The following is a 16,273-nucleotide window of genomic DNA, read 5'->3' as shown; positions in this document are numbered from 1 at the left end:
ATCCCGCGCCGGCCCCCGCCGCCCCGCGCGAGCTGACGCTCGACCCCAATCTGCCCGCGCCGCGCCGCTTCACCCCGGTGCAGCGTCCGGAGATTCCGCGTCCCGCGCCGCAGCCCCAGTCGCAGCCGGCCGCCGCCTCGACGGCCGCGCCGTCGCGTGCCGCGCCGCCCTCGTCCGCGCCCAAGCGGCCCGAGCCGCCCGCGCGTCCCTCGCGCGACCGCAAGGGGGACGATCGCCGCCAGTCGGGCAAGCTGACCGTCACCCGCGCGCTCGGCGACAATGACGGCGCGCGCGCGCGCAGCCTCGCCGCGCTCAAGCGTGCGCGCGAGAAGGAAAAGCGCGCCCATATGGGCGGCAGCGGCCAGCCGCGCGAAAAGCAGGTCCGCGATGTCGTGGTGCCGGAGGCGATCACCGTCCAGGAACTCGCCAACCGCATGGCCGAAAAGGGCGCCGACCTGGTCAAGGCGCTGTTCAAGATGGGCATGCCCGTCACCGTCAACCAGACGATCGACCAGGACACCGCCGAGCTGCTCGTCACCGAATTCGGCCACAACATCCAGCGCGTCAGCGAATCGGACATCGACCTTGCCGTCGACACGACCGAGGATTCGGCGGAATCGTTGCTGCCGCGTCCGCCCGTGGTCACGATCATGGGCCATGTCGATCACGGCAAGACCAGCCTGCTCGACGCGCTGCGCGGCACCGATGTCGTGCAGGGCGAAGCCGGCGGCATCACCCAGCATATCGGCGCCTATCAGGTGACGCTGAAGGACAAGTCGAAGGTCACCTTCCTCGACACGCCGGGTCACGAGGCGTTCACCGAAATGCGCGCGCGCGGGGCCAATGTCACCGACATCGTCGTGCTGGTGGTCGCCGCCGACGACGGGCTGATGCCGCAGACGATCGAGGCGATCAACCATACCAAGGCCGCCGGCGTGCCGATGATCGTCGCGATCAACAAGGTCGACAAGCACGAGGCCAATCCGCAGAAGATCCGCGAACGTCTGCTCGAGCACGAGGTGGTGGTCGAGGAGATGTCGGGCGACGTCCAGGACGTCGAGGTGTCCGCACTCAAGAAGACCGGGCTCGACGAGCTGATCGAGAAGATCCAGCTTCAGGCCGAGCTGCTCGAACTGCGCGCCAATCCCGATCGCGCGGCCGAGGGCACGGTGGTCGAGGCCAAGCTCGACAAGGGCCGCGGTCCCGTCGCGACCGTGCTGGTCAGCCGCGGGACGCTCAAGGTCGGCGACGTCTTCGTCGTCGGGGCGGAAAGCGGCAAGGTCCGCGCGCTGCTCGACGACAAGGGCCGTCAGGTCAAGGAAGCCGGTCCGTCGATGCCGGTCGAGGTGCTCGGTTTGTCGGGCGTGCCGATGGCGGGCGATCCGTTGCAGGTGGTCGAGAACGAGGCGCGCGCCCGCGAGGTCGCCGCCTATCGCCAGGGCGTGATCCAGCAGAAGCGCACGACCCAGGCCCCGGCCAGCCTGGAAACGATGTTCAGCGCGCTCAAGGCCAAGCAGGCGATCGAATATCCGCTGGTGGTCAAGGCCGACACCCAGGGCACGGTCGAGGCGATCGTCAATTCGCTCAACAAGATCTCGACCGAGGAAATCCGGGTGCGCATCCTGCATTCGGGCGTCGGCGGGATCACCGAGAGCGACGTCACGCTGGCGGGCGCATCGGGCGCGCCGATCATCGGCTTCAACGTCCGTCCCAACGCCAAGGCGCGCGAGATCGCGGAGCGGCAGAAGGTGGCGCTGAAATATTACGACGTCATCTATGACCTGACCGACGAAATCCGCGCCGGCATGGCAGGCGAGCTCGGCCCCGAAGCGTTCGAGACGGTGGTCGGCCGCGCCGAAATCCGCGAGGTCTTCTCGGCGGGCAAGCATGGCAAGGCCGCGGGCCTGCTCGTCGTCGAGGGTGCGATCCGCAAGGCGCTCAAGGCCCGCATCACGCGCGAGGACGTCATCATCTATCAGGGCGAAATCGCTTCGCTGCGGCGCTTCAAGGACGATGTTCCCGAAGTGCGCGCCGGCCTGGAATGCGGCGTGACGTTCAGCCAGAACTTCACCGACATCAAGCCGGGCGACTTCCTGGAAACCTTCGAAGTCGAGATGCGCGAACGGACTTTGTGACACGCTAGCCCTCTCCCCCGCGGGGAGAGGGTTGGGAGAGGGGACCATGAGCGGCGGTCGTTGCGACTGCCCCTCTCCCCGGCCCCCTCCCCGCAGGGGAGAGGGAAAAGGATTTATGCGAAACGAAACCCCCGAAACCCGATCCGTCCGGCTGCTGCGCGTGGGGGAACAGGTGCGCCATGCGCTGTCCGACGTGCTGATGCGCGGTGACGTCCATGACGACACGCTGGCCAGCCATTCGGTGTCGATCACCGAAGTCCGCATGTCGCCCGACCTGCGGCATGCCACCGTGTTCGTGAAGCCGCTGCTCGGCAAGGACGAGGATGCGGTGCTCAAGGCGCTGCGCACCAACACCGCCTATCTGCAGGGCGAAGTCGCACGCCGCGTGAACCTGAAATATGCCGCCCGGCTGAAATTCCTGGCGGACGAAAGCTTCGACGAAGCCACGCACATCGACACGCTGCTGCGCAAGCCCGAGATCGCGCGCGACCTCGACGAAAGCACCGACTGAGCGGGGCGGCGCGGGGGGATGGCCAAGCTCTATTTCTATTATGCCAGCATGAATGCGGGCAAATCGACCACGCTGCTCCAGGCGGATTTCAACTATCGCGAGCGCGGGATGAACACGCTGCTGTTCACCAGCGCGATCGACGCCCGGTCGGGTGAGGGGACGATCGCGTCGCGCATCGGCCTGTCGCGCCCCGCCCGCGCCTTTGCCGCCGACAGCGACCTGTTCGTGGCGGTCGAGCGCGCATGCGCCGACGGACCCGTTCACTGCGTGCTGGCCGACGAGGCGCAGTTCCTCACCCCGGCCCAGGTGGCGCAGCTGGCGCGGGTCTGCGACGTGCTTCGCATCCCCGTGCTCTGCTATGGCCTGCGCACCGATTTCAGGGGCGACCTGTTTCCCGGGGCGGCGCGGCTGCTGGCGATTGCCGACGCGCTGATCGAGCTGAAATCGGTGTGTCGCTGCGGGGCGAAGGCGACGATGAACCTGCGCGTCGACGATGCGGGCGACGCGGTCCGCGAGGGCGCACAGACCGAAATCGGCGGCAATGAACGCTATGTCGCGCTGTGCCGCCGCCACTTTGTCGAGGCGCTGGCGGGCTGACCCGTTTCGCCCGCTTTTGGCAAAGACATTGCGCGCAACGCGTGTAACCGTGGCGGGCGCCGCGGCGAACCCTCGTCGTTAGCTGTGCGGAAACGGGCATGAAGGCGGGCGAACAGGCGCTGGGACAATTGATGGCGCGCGCGCAGGCGGGCGATGCGGCGGCGTATCGCGCGGTGCTCGATGCCAGCCGTCTGTGGCTCAAACGCTATTTCGACCGGCGGATCGCGCCCGGACAGGTCGACGACCTGATCCAGGAAACGCTGATCTCGATCCATGCCAAGCGCGCCACCTATGATCCCGCGCGGCCCTATCTGCCGTGGCTGGCCGCGATCGCGCGCTACCGCTGGGTGGATCAGCTGCGCCGCGTCTATCGCGCGGGTGAACAGGAAATGGTCGGCGATATCGGCTTTGACGGGTTTGAATCCGATTCGGTCGCACGGATCAGCATCGACCGGCTGCTCGCGCATCTGCCCGCCGCCCAGGCGGAAGCGATCCGGCTGGTCAAGATCGAAGGGCTTTCGATCGCGGAGGCATCGGCCGCCAGCCGGCAGTCGCCCTCGCTGGTCAAGGTCAACATCCATCGCGGGCTGAAGAAGCTCGCCCGACATATCGAGAGTGAATAGGATGACTGAGCGTACCATCGACGATCTTGTCGCGGACCTGCGCCCCGTGCGGCGCACGTCGCCGCGCGTGGGAATGATCGTCACCCTGGGCGGCACGCTGGCCGCGATCGTCGCGACCGCGCTGGTCACCGGGCTGCGCTATGACATCGTGATGCTCCAGCCTGCGGAGCTTGTACTGGTCCGTTCCGGCCTGCTGCTGCTGATCGGCCTTGCCGCGATGGCAACGGTGGTGGGAAGCGCCCGGCCGGAAATCGGCGGACGCCGCGACGGCTGGCGCTGGACGCTGCTGGCGGGCGCGCTGCTGCCGCTTGCCAGCGCGACGACGATGCTGCGCACCGGTACGATGCCGGTGAACGAGATCGCCGGGCCGGACGTGATCGTCTGTTTCGCGGTCAGCCTGGCGAGCGCGCTGTTGATCGGTGGCGGGCTGATCGCCTGGCTGCGGCGCGGCGCGGTGACCGATGCCGCGCGCGCCGGCTGGCTCGTCGGGCTGGCGGCGGGCGCGCTCGGCACCTTTGCCTACAACCTGCACTGCCCCAGCAATTCGGTCCATTTCGCGGCGATCTGGTACACGCTCGCGGTGGCGGTCAGCGCGGGTATCGGCCGGCTGGTCGGGCCGCGGCTGTTGCGCTGGTGAGCGCGTAACCATTTGCCCCCCGGTGCCGAACCGGGGGCATCCTGCCCGGCATGCGCCGGGCCGCATCATGGGAATGCACGCATATGACGCACATGAAGAAGATCGTCGGATCGCTCACCCTGGTTGCCGCCGGCGCGATCGCCTGGGCCACCCAGCCCGCGGCGTCGACGCCGCCGGCCCCCCCGGCCGGCAACCCCGCGATGCCGGTCGCGGTCGAGCTGTTCACCAGCCAGGGCTGCTCGTCCTGTCCGCCGGCCGATCATGTTCAGGCGATCCTGGCGGCGGACCCGTCGGTCGTCGCGATCACCCGGCCCGTGACCTATTGGGATCGGCTGGGCTGGAAGGACACGCTCGCGCGTGAGGAGAATACCAATCTCCAGCGCGCCTATGCCGGCCGCAAGATCCCCGGTGCCGGGGTCTACACCCCGCAATCGGTTGTCCAGGGCCGCAGCGGCGTCGTCGGCGGGCGGGGCGACAAGATCAAGCAGATGATCATCGAGGCATCGAAGCAGCCGCAGCCCGCGATTGCGATCCAGCGCGCGGGCAATGGCCCGACCCAGGTCACGATCAACGGCAAGCCGGCCCGCGAGGCACGCGTTACCCTGGTCGCGCTGCGCCGCCAGGTCGACGTCAACATCGCCAACGGCGAAAATGGCGGGCGCAAGATCCGCTACAGCAACGTCTTCACCGGCGAGCGCGAGCTGGCGCGGTGGAAGGGCGGCGAGCAGCGGATCACGATCATGCCCGAACAGCGCGCCGTGCGCGGCGCCGACCGTTATGCGCTCGTCGTGCGCGAAGGTACCACCGGCCCCATCCTGGCCGCGCGCTACCTCTGACCGGTGGCCACGGGTGCCGGCACCGGACGGAGCCGGTCGTCGCGGCTCCCGCCCGGTGGACGATGCCGCTGGACCAGGTGCGCCAGGACCGACCGGTGCAGTGCACGTTCAAAGCGCAACCCGGCCTGTCCGCCGCGCCGCCACTGGATCCACGCCATCATCGGCGCCAGCGGCGGCACCGCGATCCAGACCATCTCGCCCGGCCGGAACAGGTCGGTGTCGATGCGGCATCCCGTCGCCGACAGGTCGGTGACCTCGACCGGGATCATGCGGCCGCGCACCGGCCGGATGCCCCCGGTCACGCGGATGCGGTGGCGTTTGTCGAGCCGGCGTTCGTGCCAGGACGGGGGGCCGGGCGGGGCGAGGTCGCGCAGGGAGAAGGGGCGGTTCATGTCGCGCCTTTTCGCCCGTGGCGGTGAACAAGTCCGCGACGCCGCGTCGCCCGTCGACTGCGCAATTCGCGTAATCAGTGCGCGGGCACGCCGCGCATTGCGGTCGCGCCCGGTTCGGCGTAGCGGCTGCGCGCATGACCCAAGCTCCGATTGCCGTCGTCCTCGTCTCGGGCGGGCTCGACTCGATGGTTGCCGCCGCGCTCGCGCGGGAGGGCGGCTATCGCCTGTTCGCGCTGTCGATCGACTATAATCAGCGCCACCAGGTCGAACTGGCCGCCGCGCGCCGGGTCGCGATGCTGCTCGGTGCCGAACGCCACGTCATCCTGCCGCTTGACCTGCGCCAGTTCGGCGGTTCGGCGCTGACCGATGCGATCGACGTGCCCAAGGCGGGCGTCGGCCCGGGCATTCCGGTCACCTATGTGCCCGCGCGCAACACCATCTTCCTGTCGCTCGCGCTGGGCTGGGCGGAGGCCGCGGGCGCGCGCGATTTGTTCATCGGGGTCAATGCGCTCGATTATTCGGGCTATCCCGATTGCCGTCCCGAATTCATCGCCGGGTTCGCGCGGCTGGCCGAACTGGCGACGCGCGCCGGGGTCGAGGGGCAACCCTTCACCATCCACGCGCCGCTCCAGCACATGACCAAGGCCGATATCGTGCGCGAAGCCGACCGGCTCGGCCTCGACGCCGGGATCAGCTGGTCCTGCTACGATCCCGCGCCGGGCGGGCGGCATTGCGGCCGCTGCGACAGCTGCCGCCTGCGGGCCAAGGGCTTTGCCGACGCCGGGCTGCCCGATCCCACCGACTATGTCGTCCGGCCCTGACCGCGCGATGCGCTATGCCGTCAAGGAAATGTTCCTGACCCTGCAGGGGGAGGGGATGCAGGCCGGTCGCCGCGCCGTGTTCGTCCGCTTTGCCGGCTGCAACCTCTGGTCGGGGCGCGAGGCCGATCGCGCGACGGCGGTCTGCCGCTTCTGCGACACCGATTTCGTCGGCACCGACGGCGCGGGCGGGGGGCGTTTCGCCGACGCCGCCATACTGGCTGCATCGGTCGTCGCGCATTGGGGCGACGATCCGGCGCGCCGCTTCGTCGTGCTGACCGGGGGCGAACCGATGCTCCAGGTCGACGATGCGCTGGTCGACGCGCTCCATGCCGAGGGGTTCGAGATCGCGATCGAGACCAACGGCACGCTGCCCGTCCATCCGCGCATCGACTGGGTCTGCGTCAGCCCCAAGGCGGGGAGCGACGTCGTGCAGCGGTCGGGCAACGAGCTCAAGCTGGTCTGGCCCCAGGCCGGGCACGACCCCGACGCGCTGGCCGCGTGGCGTTTCGATCATTTCCTGGTCCAGCCGATGGACCCGGTCGACGGGGCCGATCCCGCCGACCATGTCCGCGCCGCGATCGACCTCGTGCTGGCCCGGCCCGGCTGGCGCCTGTCGCTTCAGACGCACAAGCTGCTCGGCCTGCGTTAAGGGGCTGCGCGGCGTCCGGTCAGGACGCGCGGAACGGCCCGCAGCGGCGATCCTGCCACACATTGCGCCGCCAGCAGCTTTCGTCGGCGAAGCGCGTCGGCAGTGGGCTGGGCGTGGCGAGGTGCTTGGCGCTGGTGAATTGCTGCTCGCCCCAGGGCACCAGCGCGCCCCGCATCTCGACCATGCGGTTCTGCGCGACCTTGTGAAAGCTGCCGCGCGGCGCGAAGATCGCGTCGCGACCCACCGATCCGGCGGTCAGGCAAAAGATATACTGCGCCGACACCGCCGAAAACGCGGCATAGACCCGTGTCTGATAGCTGTCGAACGCGGTACGGGCGGCGCGCGCATTCTTGGGGTTCTTCCGCAGGAAATAGCCCTCGATCGTCCTGAAGCTCGCCTGCAGCTCGTCCTTATGGTCGACCAGAACGGCGTTGTAATTGTCGAGCGTCAGCAGTCCGGGCTCGAACTGGCATTGCAGCGCCGCGACATTCAGCGCCGCGCGCAGGTTCCAAACCAGCGCCGCCTGGTATTCGGCGGGCGTGGCGTCTGGCAGAGTCTGGCTGACCATGCCGGGTTCCGCCCCCGTCACCTGCGCGCCGCGCAGGTCCTTGGGCTTGAAGAAGAACTGGGCCTGGGCGGGTGCCGCCACGGTGGATCCCAGCAGGATGGCGGCGGTCCACAGCCGCCAGCTACGCAACACGCTCATCGCTTCCTCTCACACTCGACCCCGACCGTTGGTGGCGGCGCGCCGATTTTTTGCCTGCGCGGATCGTTAGGGATTTTTGTGCGCCCGCCAACCGCTTTTTCCTGAACGGCCCGTTCATGTCGCACGCCATCCGGCCGGAATCGAAAGAGCCGCCCGGTCGCCCGGACGGCCCCAATTCGATCTTGCACGAATGTCGCGCGAATTACATCGCGTCGTTCGACATCATCGCATCGTTCGACATCATGGCGTCGTTGGCCATCATGGCGTCGTTGCCCATCGCGCCGTCGACGGCGGTCATGTTGTCGGTCATCGTGCCGTCCATCATCGCGTCGGTCGAATTGAGGTCGGTGACGGTGGTGTTTGCGGCCGGGGTTTCGGTGGTTTCACCGCATGCCGAGACGAGCAGCGCCGCGCCGGCGATCATCGAAACCGTCGCGACCTTGGAAATGAGTGCACGCATGTAGAAGCTCCCTAGATAATGGATTTGGACGACCCTTTGGTCTGATAACCCAAACCGGTGTGGACGTTAGACACAAACGCGGGTGACCCTCAAGCCTCGTTTTTTTTAGTGTTACCGAGCGCCTGGACAAAATCTGGGTACGCAAGCGCAAGTGCAGCATCAAAGGCCGCGTTGTCAATGCGCCGGCCAAGCAGGGCGGCACTGGTCACGGGATATTCGGCGATGCCGCACGGCACAATCCCCGTGAAATGAGTCAGGTCGGGTGCCAGGTTGATCGAAAAGCCGTGCAGCGTCACCCATTTCTTCACGCGGATCCCGATCGCGCCGATCTTGGCCTCCACGCCGTCGGCATCGTGCGTCCAGATCCCGATCCGGTCGGGCACTGCAAAGGCCGGAATGTCGAGCGCGGCCAGCGTCGCAATCAGCCAATGCTCGAGCGCGTGAACGAACCGGCGGACGTCGCGCCCCCGCGCGGCCAGATCGAGCATCAGATAGCCGATCCGCTGCCCCGGCCCGTGATAGGTATAGCGCCCGCCGCGTCCGGCGGCATGGACCGGAAAGCGCGGATCGATCAGCTCGGCGGGGTCGGCGCTGGTCCCCGCGGTATAGACGGGCGGGTGTTCGAGCAGCCAGATCAGCTCGCCTGCCGTCCCCGCCGCGATCGCCTCGGCGCGCGCCGTCATCTCGGCCAGCGACTTCGGATAGGGGGTCAGCCCCGGGGTCGTGCGCCAGGCGACGCCGTCGATCAGCGTTTCGGTCGCGTCACGCGGGAATGGAGCGGCGTGCATTGGCAAGTGTCCGGCCGGCGGCTAGAGGAACGTGTCGGGCGATCAAGTGAGGGGTATGTCGCGCATGGTCAATATGGACGCGGTCTGGGACCGGTCGATGGAGTTCGTCAGCGACAATCTGGGCGCGGTGCTCGCGATCGTCATCCCGTTCATCTTCATCCCCCAGGCGATCGGCGCGGTGATGGAGAAGCCGGCGACCGACGCGGAAGCCGTGGCGGCCATCGTGTTCGCCGTTATCGGGGTGATCGCGGCGCTGGCGGGCGTCGTCGGCCAGACCATGCTGACCGCGCTCGTGCTTGATCCAGATGCCGGGGCCACCGCCGCGCGCGCGCGCGGGCTTCGTCGCTTCCTCCCGATCATCGGGGTGTCGCTGGTCCTTGCCGCCGCGATGCTCCTGCTGTTCGTGCCGATCGTCCTCATCCTCGCCGCCTATGGCTTCAACATGGTCGCGGCGAGCACCGGCGCGGCGCAGCCCGAATTGCCGCCGGTCGCGGCCGCATGGTCCGCACTCTACGTCATCGTGCTGATGCCGGTCTTCTTCTTCCTCGCCGCGCGGCTGATCCTGGTCATGCCGGCGCTGGTCGACGCGCCGATCGGCCTCGGGGCGATCCGCCGGTCCTGGTCGCTGACCCGCGGGATGACGCTCAAGATCATCGGGGTCATCATCCTGTTCGCGATCGTCGCCATCTTCCTGACGCTCGGCGTTTCGGCGGGGTTGGGCGCGTTGCTGAAAATCGTGGCGGGCGGAGACGGGGTGCTCACCGTCGCGGACGTGCTGATCGCGCTGGTCGCCGCGCTGGTCGCCACCGGGCTGGCCGTCGTGCAGACGGTGTTCGTCGCCCGGCTCTATGTCGCCGCGGTCGCGCGGCACGCGTCGGTACCCGTCGATCCGCTGGCGGAGCCGGCCGGATGAGGCTTTCCCTGGCCGGCGTCCTGGCCGAGGCCGGGGCGCTGTGGCGCCGCGATCGCCCCGTCCTGTGGCCCCTGATCGGGCTGTTCGTGTTCCTGCCGTCCTTCGCGCTCCTGCTTGCATTGCCGGAGCCGCCACCCTCCGCCCCCGATGCGACCGCCGCCCAGGCCCAGGCGGCGCTGTTCGCCTATCTCTCGGCCAACCTGCACTGGATATTGATCCGCACCGGCGTCGGCTGGGTTGCGTCGGTCACGGTGCTGTCGCTCTATCTCGATCCCGCCCGCCCGACGGTCGGCGCGGCGATGCGGCGCCTCGCGATCCTTCTGCCGCGCTACATGGCGGCCATGGTGCTGATGGGGCTGGCGACATTCGCCGGGCTGTTCCTCTTCGTCGTGCCGGGGCTGTTCATCCTTGGCCGCACCTTCCTGGTCGGACCGGCGCTGGTCGCGCGTGCCGACCACCCCGTGCTCGACGTCGCGCGCGATGCGATCGACGCGACGCAGGGCCAGGGCTGGCGGCTGCTTGCGCTGCTGGCCCTGCTGGTGCTTGCCGGCCAGGGCGGCCAGATCATCGCCGCACTGATCGGCGCGCTGTTCGCCAGCCCTGCCTTGCCCGAAGCCATCGCGCGCGCGCCCGCCGCGGTGCTGGCGGCGCTGGTGGTCAGCGCGGTCACGCTCGTCACCCTTCTCGCGCAGGTCGCGGTCTATCGCCGGCTGGCCGCCAGGCACGGGATCTGAGGCGCGGCATCGGCGGGCAGGACGCCGGTGACGCGCGGATCGCGGAACGTCTCGACAGTCCGCTTGACCGCGACAAAGCCGTGCCGCCGGTAGAATCCCAGCGCGGCGGGATGGTCGAGCGTGCAGGTATTCACGCGCACCATCGTCACCTCCGGCCGCCACGCCATCGCCATCGCCAGCTGCATCAGCCAGTTGCCGTGGCCCCGCCCGGTCAGCTCCGGCACCAGCCCGAAATAATCGAGCGCGCACCAATCGGGCTCGGGATGGGTGAGTTCGAGCAGCCCGACCTCGATCCCCGCGGGGTCGATCACCGCATGAACCTGGGTCTCGTCGCGGTGCGTCGCCGCGACCAGCTCCGCGTCGCGCATGACCAGCCGCGAATACCAAAGCCACGGGCCGCCCACCCTGCGGAACAGCGTGCGATAGGCGTCGGGCGCCGGCTTCGGCCATGCGACCAGCCGCAGCGGCGACGCCGGCAGCGGGCGGGGCCGCGGCCGCGCGTGCATCTCCAGCGTGGTGACGACCGTCGCGAGATGATCGTCGGCAACCGGCGTCATCACCGCGCGCTTATTCCCAGATGGCGACTGGCGGCAGGCTCATCAGGATCGCGTCGATATTGCCGCCGGTCTTCAACCCGAACAGCGTGCCGCGGTCATAGACCAGGTTGAACTCGGCATAGCGCCCGCGCCAGGCGAGCTGCTGCGCCTTTTCGGCATCGGTAAAGGGCATGTCCATGCGCCGCCGCACCAGTTGCGGATAGATGTCCAGGAACGCGCGGCCGACATCCTGGGTGAACGCCAGGTTGGCGTCGAAATCCCCCTCCAGATGATCGTAGAAGATACCGCCGACGCCGCGATGGACCTTGCGGTGGGGAATGTAGAAATATTCGTCCGCCCATGCCTTGTACCGTGGGTGATATGCGGGGTCGTGCGCATCGCATGCCGCCTTCATCCGCGCATGGAATGCGGCGGTATCGTCGTCATAGGGGATCGGCGGATTGAGGTCCGCGCCGCCGCCGAACCAGCGTTTGGTCGTGTTGAGGAACCGGGTGTTCATGTGCACGGCGGGCGCGTGCGGATTGGCGAGATGCGCGACCAGGCTGATGCCGGTGGCGAAAAAGCTCGGGTCCTCGCCCGCGCCGTGGATGGATTTGGCGAAGTCGCCCTCGAACGTGCCGCCGACGGTCGACACGTTGACCCCGACCTTCTCGAACACCCGGCCCTTCATCAGGCCCTGTACCCCGCCGCCGCCCGGCGCGCCCGACGGGTCAGTGCGGTCCCACGGCGTATAGGTGAAGCGCGCATCCGATCCCGCTTCGCGTTCGATCGCCTCGAACTCGGCGCAGATCAGGTCGCGCAAATGTTCAAACCAGGTGCGGGCGGCGCCTTGCTGCGCGTCAAGCTCGTTCATGGCCGCGATCCATATCGCGCACCCCGACGCAAAGTCGAGCGGAAGCTTGCGGTTGCGGCGGGGGCCCGCTCAGTTTCCAGAAGATGGTAAGGCTTCGACCGTTGCACTGACCCGCAGCACATCGCCCGGGCCATCGCCGCTGCGCGTTTCGATCGTCACGGCGCGCCCGGCGGCGAGCGTCAGGACGGGGGTGGCGACCACGCGAAAGCCGCTAGCGTCGGCCAGGGCGATTTCGGTTTCCAGTCGGAACTGCGGCGTCGCGGCGCCCGCAACCGCGTGCAGCGTCGTTGCGAGGCGGTAGCCATGCGCGCCACCGACCGCGATCTCGGCGCGTCGCCCCGGCACCACGTTCAGCGTCGGCGCGCCGAGCTGCATGCCGCGATGTTCGATCGTGAAGCTGACGCGATGATCCGCGGGTATCGTACGGGCATCCGGAGTGCGGGCCATTGCGGCAACCGCCCCTGTCGCGGTCATGGCGATCAGCACCGGCAGTGCCCATGACGCCACGTGGCGCTTGCCGTTGAAGGATCCCATCGTACCATCTCCCTGAACCCGGCCCGGGCATAGACCAGTGGCCGTATCGATATAATGTTACAGGGCGCGTATCGCCGCTGTCATGTCTCGGGCCATGTTTCCGTCTGCCGAAGCGCCTCGGCCAGCGCGATCCCCGTCGCGACCGCGACGTTCAGCGACCGGCATCCCGCGCGCATCGGGATGCGGACGGCCGCGTCGCATGCGGCGTGGACATGATCGGGTACGCCCGCGCTTTCCGATCCCATCAGCAGCGTGTCGTCGGGCTGGAACCGCATCGCCGGCAGCGTCAGCGTTGCGCGCGTGGTCAGCAGCACCAGCCGGCCGGGCACCGTCGGACGGAACGCCGGCCAGTCGACATGGCGCGTCACCTGTGCGGCATCGCGATAATCCATGCCCGCCCGCGCCAGCGCGCGGTCGGAGAACGGAAAGCCCAGCGGTTCGATCAGGTCGACCGGCGTGGCGAAGCACGCCCCCAGCCGCAGGATGGTGCCGACATTGCCGGCGATTTCCGGTTGAAAGAGCGCGATCCGCATCGCGCCGCCATAGGATCGGCGGGGACGGGGCGGCAAGTGCGGTCCGCCGCCCTGTCACGGACTCGTCAAATTGCTATTGGCAAAGCCGATCGGCACCGGCTAACAGGCCGCCAACGACCCGGTTTGCGGCCGTGCGTGCCATGAATGCTGCGCCGGCTTCTTCCACGCGGCGAATCCCCGCCGCTTACGTAAGTTCAAGGGCTTGATGAATGGCTACGGTTGAACAGGCTGCCGTCGGCGACTCGCACGCGAAGCACGACGATCCGATCGAAAATCCCCGCCGCCGCGACTATCTGTCGATCGGCGCGGTGGCGTTTGCGGGGGTCGGTGCGGGCGTGATCGCGCTGCCGCTGATTAACTCGATGAACCCGTCGGCCGACGTGCTGGCGCAATCCTCGACCGAGGTCGACCTGTCGCCGGTGCAGCCGGGCCAGGCGATCAAGGCGAGCTTTCGCAAGCAGCCGCTGTTCGTGCGCAACCTGACGCCGCAGGAAATCGCCGCCGCCAATTCCGCACCGATGAGCGAGCTGCGCGATCCGCAGACGCTGGCGCAGCGGACCAAGGAGGGCAAGCAGAACTGGCTGGTGACGCTGGGCGTCTGCACCCATCTGGGCTGCGTGCCGCTGGGCGCGGGCGAGGGCGAAAACAAGGGGCCGTTCGGCGGTTATTTCTGCCCGTGCCACGGCTCGGCCTATGACACCGCGGGCCGCATCCGTTCGGGCCCGGCACCGACCAATCTGGCGGTGCCCGAATATACCTTTACCTCCGACACGACGATCGTGGTCGGTTGAGCACACTAGGGATCAAAGGATCGACGCGATGAGCTTTCCCTGGGCAAAGCAGTACGAGCCGAAGAGCGGCTTCACCAAGTGGCTGGATGAGCGCCTGCCGCTCCCGCGCCTGGTCTATGGCGCGGTCGGCGCGGGTTATCCGGTGCCGCGCAACCTCAATTACTTCTGGAATTTCGGCGTGCTCGCGGGTGCCGCGCTCGCGATCCAGATCATCTCGGGCATCGTGCTCGCCATGCATTATTCGACGGACGTGAACACCGCGTTCTCGTCGGTCGAACACATCATGCGCGACGTCAATCAGGGCTGGTTCCTGCGCTATGCCCACGCCAACGGCGCGTCGATGTTCTTCATCGTCGTTTACATCCACATGGCGCGCGGGCTCTACTACGGGTCGTACAAGGCCCCGCGCGAGATGATCTGGCTGCTCGGCGTGGTCATCTTCCTGCTGATGATGGCGACCGCGTTCATGGGCTATGTGCTTCCCTGGGGCCAGATGAGCTTCTGGGGGGCGCAGGTCATCACCGGCTTCTTCTCGGCGATCCCCCTGGTCGGCGAAACGCTGCGCATCTGGCTGCTCGGCGGCTATGCGCCGGATGCGGCTGCGCTCAACCGCTTCTTCTCGCTCCACTATCTGCTGCCCTTCGTGATCGCGGGCGTGATCGTGATGCACATCTGGGCGCTGCACATTCCGGGGTCGAACAACCCGACCGGCGTCGAGGTGAAGGGGCCGCAGGACACTGTGCCCTTCCACCCCTATTACACCGCGAAGGACGGCTTCGGGCTGGGCGTGTTCCTGCTCGTCTTCGCCTTCCTGATCTTCTTCCAGCCGAATCTGCTCGGTCACCCGGACAATTACATCCAGGCGAACCCGCTTTCGACGCCCGCGCACATCGTGCCCGAATGGTATTTCCTGCCCTTCTACGCGATCCTGAAGTCGTTCACCGTCGACTTCATCCTGCCGGCGAAGCTGTGGGGCGTGGTCGCGATGTTCGGCTCGATCCTGCTCCTGTTCTTCCTGCCCTGGCTCGACAGCTCGCCGGTGCGTTCGTCCAATTTCCGGCCGGTGTATCGCGTCCTGTTCTTCGTGCTGGTCGCCGATGTCTTCCTGCTCGGCTTTGTCGGCGGGGCGGAGGCGACGACGCGCAACGTCATCCTGGGTCAGGTGGCGACCACCTATTATTTCATCCACTTCCTCGTCCTGCTGCCGCTCGTGTCGATGATGGAGCGGCCGCGCCCGCTGCCCAATTCGATTACCGAAGCGGTGCTGAAGGGCGAAGGCGGCACCGGCCCGACCAAGAGCGCGATCGGCGGCGGCAGCGCCCAGCCGGTTCCGGCCGAATAAAGGACCCCATTGACGATGACTCGCATCATTTCGATCCTGATCGGCCTGGGCTTCGCCTTCGTGCTGGTGCTGGGCCTGGCCGGCTCGCTGATGGCGGAGCCGGCCGAGGAATCGGCGGCGGAGGAATTCCATCTCGAACCCCGCCACGCCAACCTGTCGTCCGACGGCATGATGGGCAAGTTCGACCTCGCCCAGCTCCAGCGCGGCTTCCAGGTTTACAAGGAAGTCTGCTCGGCCTGCCACTCGCTCAAGCTGGTGTCATTCCGCGACCTGACCGCGCTCGGCTACAACGAGGCCGAAGTGAAGGCGATCGCCGACCAGTGGGCGGTCGAACAGGCATCGGTGAACCCGGAAACCGGCGAAGCGGCGACTCGCAAGAACACGCCCGCCGACCATTTCCCGTCGCCCTGGGCCAATGACGTCGCGGCGCGGGCGGCCAACAATAACGCGATCCCGCCGGATCTCTCGCTGATGGCCAAGGCGCGCGAAGGCGGCGCGGATTACATCTATTCGCTGCTGACCGGCTATCGCGATCCGTCGGCCGAGCTGCTCAAGAAGTTTCCCGACTTCACCGTGCCGGAGGGGCTGAACCACAACCCCTATTTCCCGACGCTCAATCTGGCGATGGCGCCGCCGCTCGCCGCGGATGGTCAGGTGACCTATGCCGACGGGACCAACCCGACCATCGACCAGATGTCCAAGGACGTCGCCGCCTTCCTCGTCTGGACCGCGGAGCCCAAGCTCGAAGTGCGGCACCAGGCGGGTCTTGCCGCGATCATCTTCATCCTGATTTTCACCGCGCTGGCCTATGGTGCCTATCGCAACATCTGGCGCGACGTGAAGCATTGAGACCGACCGGCG

Annotated in this window: 21 protein-coding genes; 13 read left to right on the top strand and 8 right to left on the bottom strand. The window is 67.8% G+C overall.

The window, feature by feature from the left end:
- The 6 genes from infB to AX676_RS11785 all read left to right on the top strand — a co-directional run.
- Positions 1–2,135: translation initiation factor IF-2 (gene infB / locus AX676_RS11810; protein ID WP_066544393.1), on the top strand; the 2,135-nt coding region annotated here is incomplete at its 5' end.
- A gap of 115 nt (positions 2,136–2,250) precedes the next feature.
- The gene (rbfA, locus tag AX676_RS11805; RefSeq protein WP_066481103.1) at positions 2,251–2,646 is read left to right on the top strand and encodes a 30S ribosome-binding factor RbfA; all 396 of its coding nucleotides are present in this window, start codon (positions 2,251–2,253) and stop codon (positions 2,644–2,646) included.
- A gap of 18 nt (positions 2,647–2,664) precedes the next feature.
- Complete coding sequence (locus AX676_RS11800; RefSeq protein WP_066481102.1) at positions 2,665–3,243, top strand: thymidine kinase; 579 nt, start codon at positions 2,665–2,667, stop codon at positions 3,241–3,243.
- Positions 3,244–3,341: 98 nt separating this feature from the next.
- On the top strand, positions 3,342–3,866 hold the full coding sequence (locus tag AX676_RS11795; RefSeq protein ID WP_066481101.1) for a sigma-70 family RNA polymerase sigma factor: 525 nt from the start codon (positions 3,342–3,344) through the stop codon (positions 3,864–3,866).
- A 1-nt stretch (position 3,867) separates the two neighbouring features.
- Positions 3,868–4,503, top strand: coding sequence for a DUF1109 domain-containing protein (locus AX676_RS11790; RefSeq protein ID WP_066481100.1), 636 nt, complete (start codon positions 3,868–3,870; stop codon positions 4,501–4,503).
- An 83-nt stretch (positions 4,504–4,586) separates the two neighbouring features.
- Positions 4,587–5,339, top strand: a complete 753-nt coding sequence (locus tag AX676_RS11785; protein WP_066773265.1) for a DUF1223 domain-containing protein — start codon at positions 4,587–4,589, stop codon at positions 5,337–5,339.
- On the opposite strand, the gene AX676_RS11780 is transcribed toward AX676_RS11785, so the two are convergent.
- A complete protein-coding gene (locus tag AX676_RS11780; RefSeq protein WP_066481094.1) occupies positions 5,330–5,731 on the bottom strand; it encodes a PilZ domain-containing protein in 402 nt (133 codons plus the stop codon). The two genes, AX676_RS11785 and AX676_RS11780, sit on opposite strands and share 10 nt — an antisense overlap.
- A gap of 134 nt (positions 5,732–5,865) precedes the next feature.
- On the opposite strand from AX676_RS11780, the gene queC reads away from it, so the two are divergent.
- Together queC and queE are read left to right on the top strand one after the other, a co-directional pair.
- A complete protein-coding gene (gene queC / locus AX676_RS11775; protein ID WP_066481093.1) occupies positions 5,866–6,552 on the top strand; it encodes a 7-cyano-7-deazaguanine synthase QueC in 687 nt (228 codons plus the stop codon).
- Between the two features lie 7 nt (positions 6,553–6,559).
- Entirely contained in the window at positions 6,560–7,201 is a 642-nt protein-coding gene (queE, locus tag AX676_RS11770) for a 7-carboxy-7-deazaguanine synthase (protein WP_066481121.1), read from the top strand.
- Positions 7,202–7,220: 19 nt separating this feature from the next.
- Here queE and AX676_RS11765 read toward each other — a convergent pair whose 3' ends face one another.
- The 3 genes from AX676_RS11765 to lipB all read right to left on the bottom strand — a co-directional run bounded on the left by AX676_RS11765 (position 7,221) and on the right by lipB (position 9,155).
- Positions 7,221–7,907, bottom strand: a complete 687-nt coding sequence (locus AX676_RS11765; protein WP_066481092.1) for a hypothetical protein — start codon at positions 7,905–7,907, stop codon at positions 7,221–7,223.
- Between the two features lie 202 nt (positions 7,908–8,109).
- Complete coding sequence (locus tag AX676_RS11760) at positions 8,110–8,367, bottom strand: hypothetical protein (RefSeq protein ID WP_066481090.1); 258 nt, start codon at positions 8,365–8,367, stop codon at positions 8,110–8,112.
- 89 nt (positions 8,368–8,456) lie between these two features.
- Entirely contained in the window at positions 8,457–9,155 is a 699-nt protein-coding gene (gene lipB / locus AX676_RS11755) for a lipoyl(octanoyl) transferase LipB (protein ID WP_082731314.1), read from the bottom strand.
- A gap of 46 nt (positions 9,156–9,201) precedes the next feature.
- Here lipB and AX676_RS11750 point away from each other — a divergent pair, with 46 nt between their 5' ends.
- Positions 9,202–10,068 (top strand): glycerophosphoryl diester phosphodiesterase membrane domain-containing protein, encoded by an 867-nt coding sequence (locus AX676_RS11750; RefSeq protein WP_156437787.1) that lies wholly within the window; start codon positions 9,202–9,204, stop codon positions 10,066–10,068.
- Positions 10,065–10,802: a hypothetical protein gene (locus AX676_RS11745; RefSeq protein ID WP_066481088.1), complete on the top strand. Its 738-nt coding sequence runs from the start codon at positions 10,065–10,067 to the stop codon at positions 10,800–10,802. The genes AX676_RS11750 and AX676_RS11745 overlap by 4 nt, the downstream gene beginning before the upstream one ends.
- Here the strand turns inward: AX676_RS11745 and AX676_RS11740 are convergent.
- The 4 genes from AX676_RS11740 to AX676_RS11725 form a co-directional block, all read right to left on the bottom strand.
- Complete coding sequence (locus AX676_RS11740) at positions 10,769–11,359, bottom strand: GNAT family N-acetyltransferase (RefSeq protein WP_066481087.1); 591 nt, start codon at positions 11,357–11,359, stop codon at positions 10,769–10,771. The genes AX676_RS11745 and AX676_RS11740 overlap by 34 nt on opposite strands.
- A 10-nt stretch (positions 11,360–11,369) precedes the next feature.
- Positions 11,370–12,212 (bottom strand): oxygen-dependent coproporphyrinogen oxidase, encoded by an 843-nt coding sequence (gene hemF, locus AX676_RS11735; RefSeq protein WP_066481086.1) that lies wholly within the window; start codon positions 12,210–12,212, stop codon positions 11,370–11,372.
- Positions 12,213–12,281: 69 nt separating this feature from the next.
- Entirely contained in the window at positions 12,282–12,746 is a 465-nt protein-coding gene (locus AX676_RS11730) for a hypothetical protein (protein ID WP_066481084.1), read from the bottom strand.
- Positions 12,747–12,826: 80 nt separating this feature from the next.
- A complete protein-coding gene (locus tag AX676_RS11725; RefSeq protein ID WP_066481083.1) occupies positions 12,827–13,279 on the bottom strand; it encodes a tRNA (cytidine(34)-2'-O)-methyltransferase in 453 nt (150 codons plus the stop codon).
- Between the two features lie 209 nt (positions 13,280–13,488).
- Here AX676_RS11725 and petA point away from each other — a divergent pair, with 209 nt between their 5' ends.
- Genes petA through AX676_RS11710 form a run of 3 tightly spaced genes read left to right on the top strand, consistent with a single transcriptional unit; the run spans position 13,489 to position 16,261 of the window.
- Entirely contained in the window at positions 13,489–14,070 is a 582-nt protein-coding gene (gene petA / locus AX676_RS11720; RefSeq protein WP_066481082.1) for a ubiquinol-cytochrome c reductase iron-sulfur subunit, read from the top strand.
- A 28-nt stretch (positions 14,071–14,098) separates the two neighbouring features.
- Positions 14,099–15,412 carry a cytochrome b gene (locus AX676_RS11715; RefSeq protein WP_066481080.1) on the top strand — a complete coding sequence of 438 codons (1,314 nt, stop codon included), beginning with the start codon at positions 14,099–14,101 and terminating at the stop codon, positions 15,410–15,412.
- A 15-nt stretch (positions 15,413–15,427) separates the two neighbouring features.
- On the top strand, positions 15,428–16,261 hold the full coding sequence (locus AX676_RS11710) for a cytochrome c1 (protein ID WP_066481079.1): 834 nt from the start codon (positions 15,428–15,430) through the stop codon (positions 16,259–16,261).
- Positions 16,262–16,273: the final 12 nt, after the last annotated feature.

The sequence above is a fragment of the Sphingomonas sp. CCH21-G11 genome, assembly GCF_001555965.1.
In the GTDB taxonomy this organism is placed as follows: Bacteria; Pseudomonadota; Alphaproteobacteria; order Sphingomonadales; family Sphingomonadaceae; genus Sphingomonas.
The sequence above is the reverse complement of the archived record's forward strand: the minus strand, read 5'-3'. Positions and strand labels throughout refer to the sequence as shown.

Coding starts and splice junctions, on each gene's coding strand:
- rbfA (WP_066481103.1), top strand. CDS start 2,251: ATGCGAAACGAAACCCCCGAAACCCGATCCGTCCGGCTGCTGCGCGTG.
- AX676_RS11800 (WP_066481102.1), top strand. CDS start 2,665: ATGGCCAAGCTCTATTTCTATTATGCCAGCATGAATGCGGGCAAATCG.
- AX676_RS11795 (WP_066481101.1), top strand. CDS start 3,342: ATGAAGGCGGGCGAACAGGCGCTGGGACAATTGATGGCGCGCGCGCAG.
- AX676_RS11790 (WP_066481100.1), top strand. CDS start 3,868: ATGACTGAGCGTACCATCGACGATCTTGTCGCGGACCTGCGCCCCGTG.
- AX676_RS11785 (WP_066773265.1), top strand. CDS start 4,587: ATGACGCACATGAAGAAGATCGTCGGATCGCTCACCCTGGTTGCCGCC.
- AX676_RS11780 (WP_066481094.1), bottom strand. CDS start 5,731: ATGAACCGCCCCTTCTCCCTGCGCGACCTCGCCCCGCCCGGCCCCCCG.
- queC (WP_066481093.1), top strand. CDS start 5,866: ATGACCCAAGCTCCGATTGCCGTCGTCCTCGTCTCGGGCGGGCTCGAC.
- queE (WP_066481121.1), top strand. CDS start 6,560: ATGCGCTATGCCGTCAAGGAAATGTTCCTGACCCTGCAGGGGGAGGGG.
- AX676_RS11765 (WP_066481092.1), bottom strand. CDS start 7,907: ATGAGCGTGTTGCGTAGCTGGCGGCTGTGGACCGCCGCCATCCTGCTG.
- AX676_RS11760 (WP_066481090.1), bottom strand. CDS start 8,367: ATGCGTGCACTCATTTCCAAGGTCGCGACGGTTTCGATGATCGCCGGC.
- lipB (WP_082731314.1), bottom strand. CDS start 9,155: ATGCACGCCGCTCCATTCCCGCGTGACGCGACCGAAACGCTGATCGAC.
- AX676_RS11745 (WP_066481088.1), top strand. CDS start 10,065: ATGAGGCTTTCCCTGGCCGGCGTCCTGGCCGAGGCCGGGGCGCTGTGG.
- AX676_RS11740 (WP_066481087.1), bottom strand. CDS start 11,359: ATGACGCCGGTTGCCGACGATCATCTCGCGACGGTCGTCACCACGCTG.
- hemF (WP_066481086.1), bottom strand. CDS start 12,212: ATGAACGAGCTTGACGCGCAGCAAGGCGCCGCCCGCACCTGGTTTGAA.
- AX676_RS11730 (WP_066481084.1), bottom strand. CDS start 12,746: ATGGGATCCTTCAACGGCAAGCGCCACGTGGCGTCATGGGCACTGCCG.
- AX676_RS11725 (WP_066481083.1), bottom strand. CDS start 13,279: ATGCGGATCGCGCTCTTTCAACCGGAAATCGCCGGCAATGTCGGCACC.
- petA (WP_066481082.1), top strand. CDS start 13,489: ATGGCTACGGTTGAACAGGCTGCCGTCGGCGACTCGCACGCGAAGCAC.
- AX676_RS11715 (WP_066481080.1), top strand. CDS start 14,099: ATGAGCTTTCCCTGGGCAAAGCAGTACGAGCCGAAGAGCGGCTTCACC.
- AX676_RS11710 (WP_066481079.1), top strand. CDS start 15,428: ATGACTCGCATCATTTCGATCCTGATCGGCCTGGGCTTCGCCTTCGTG.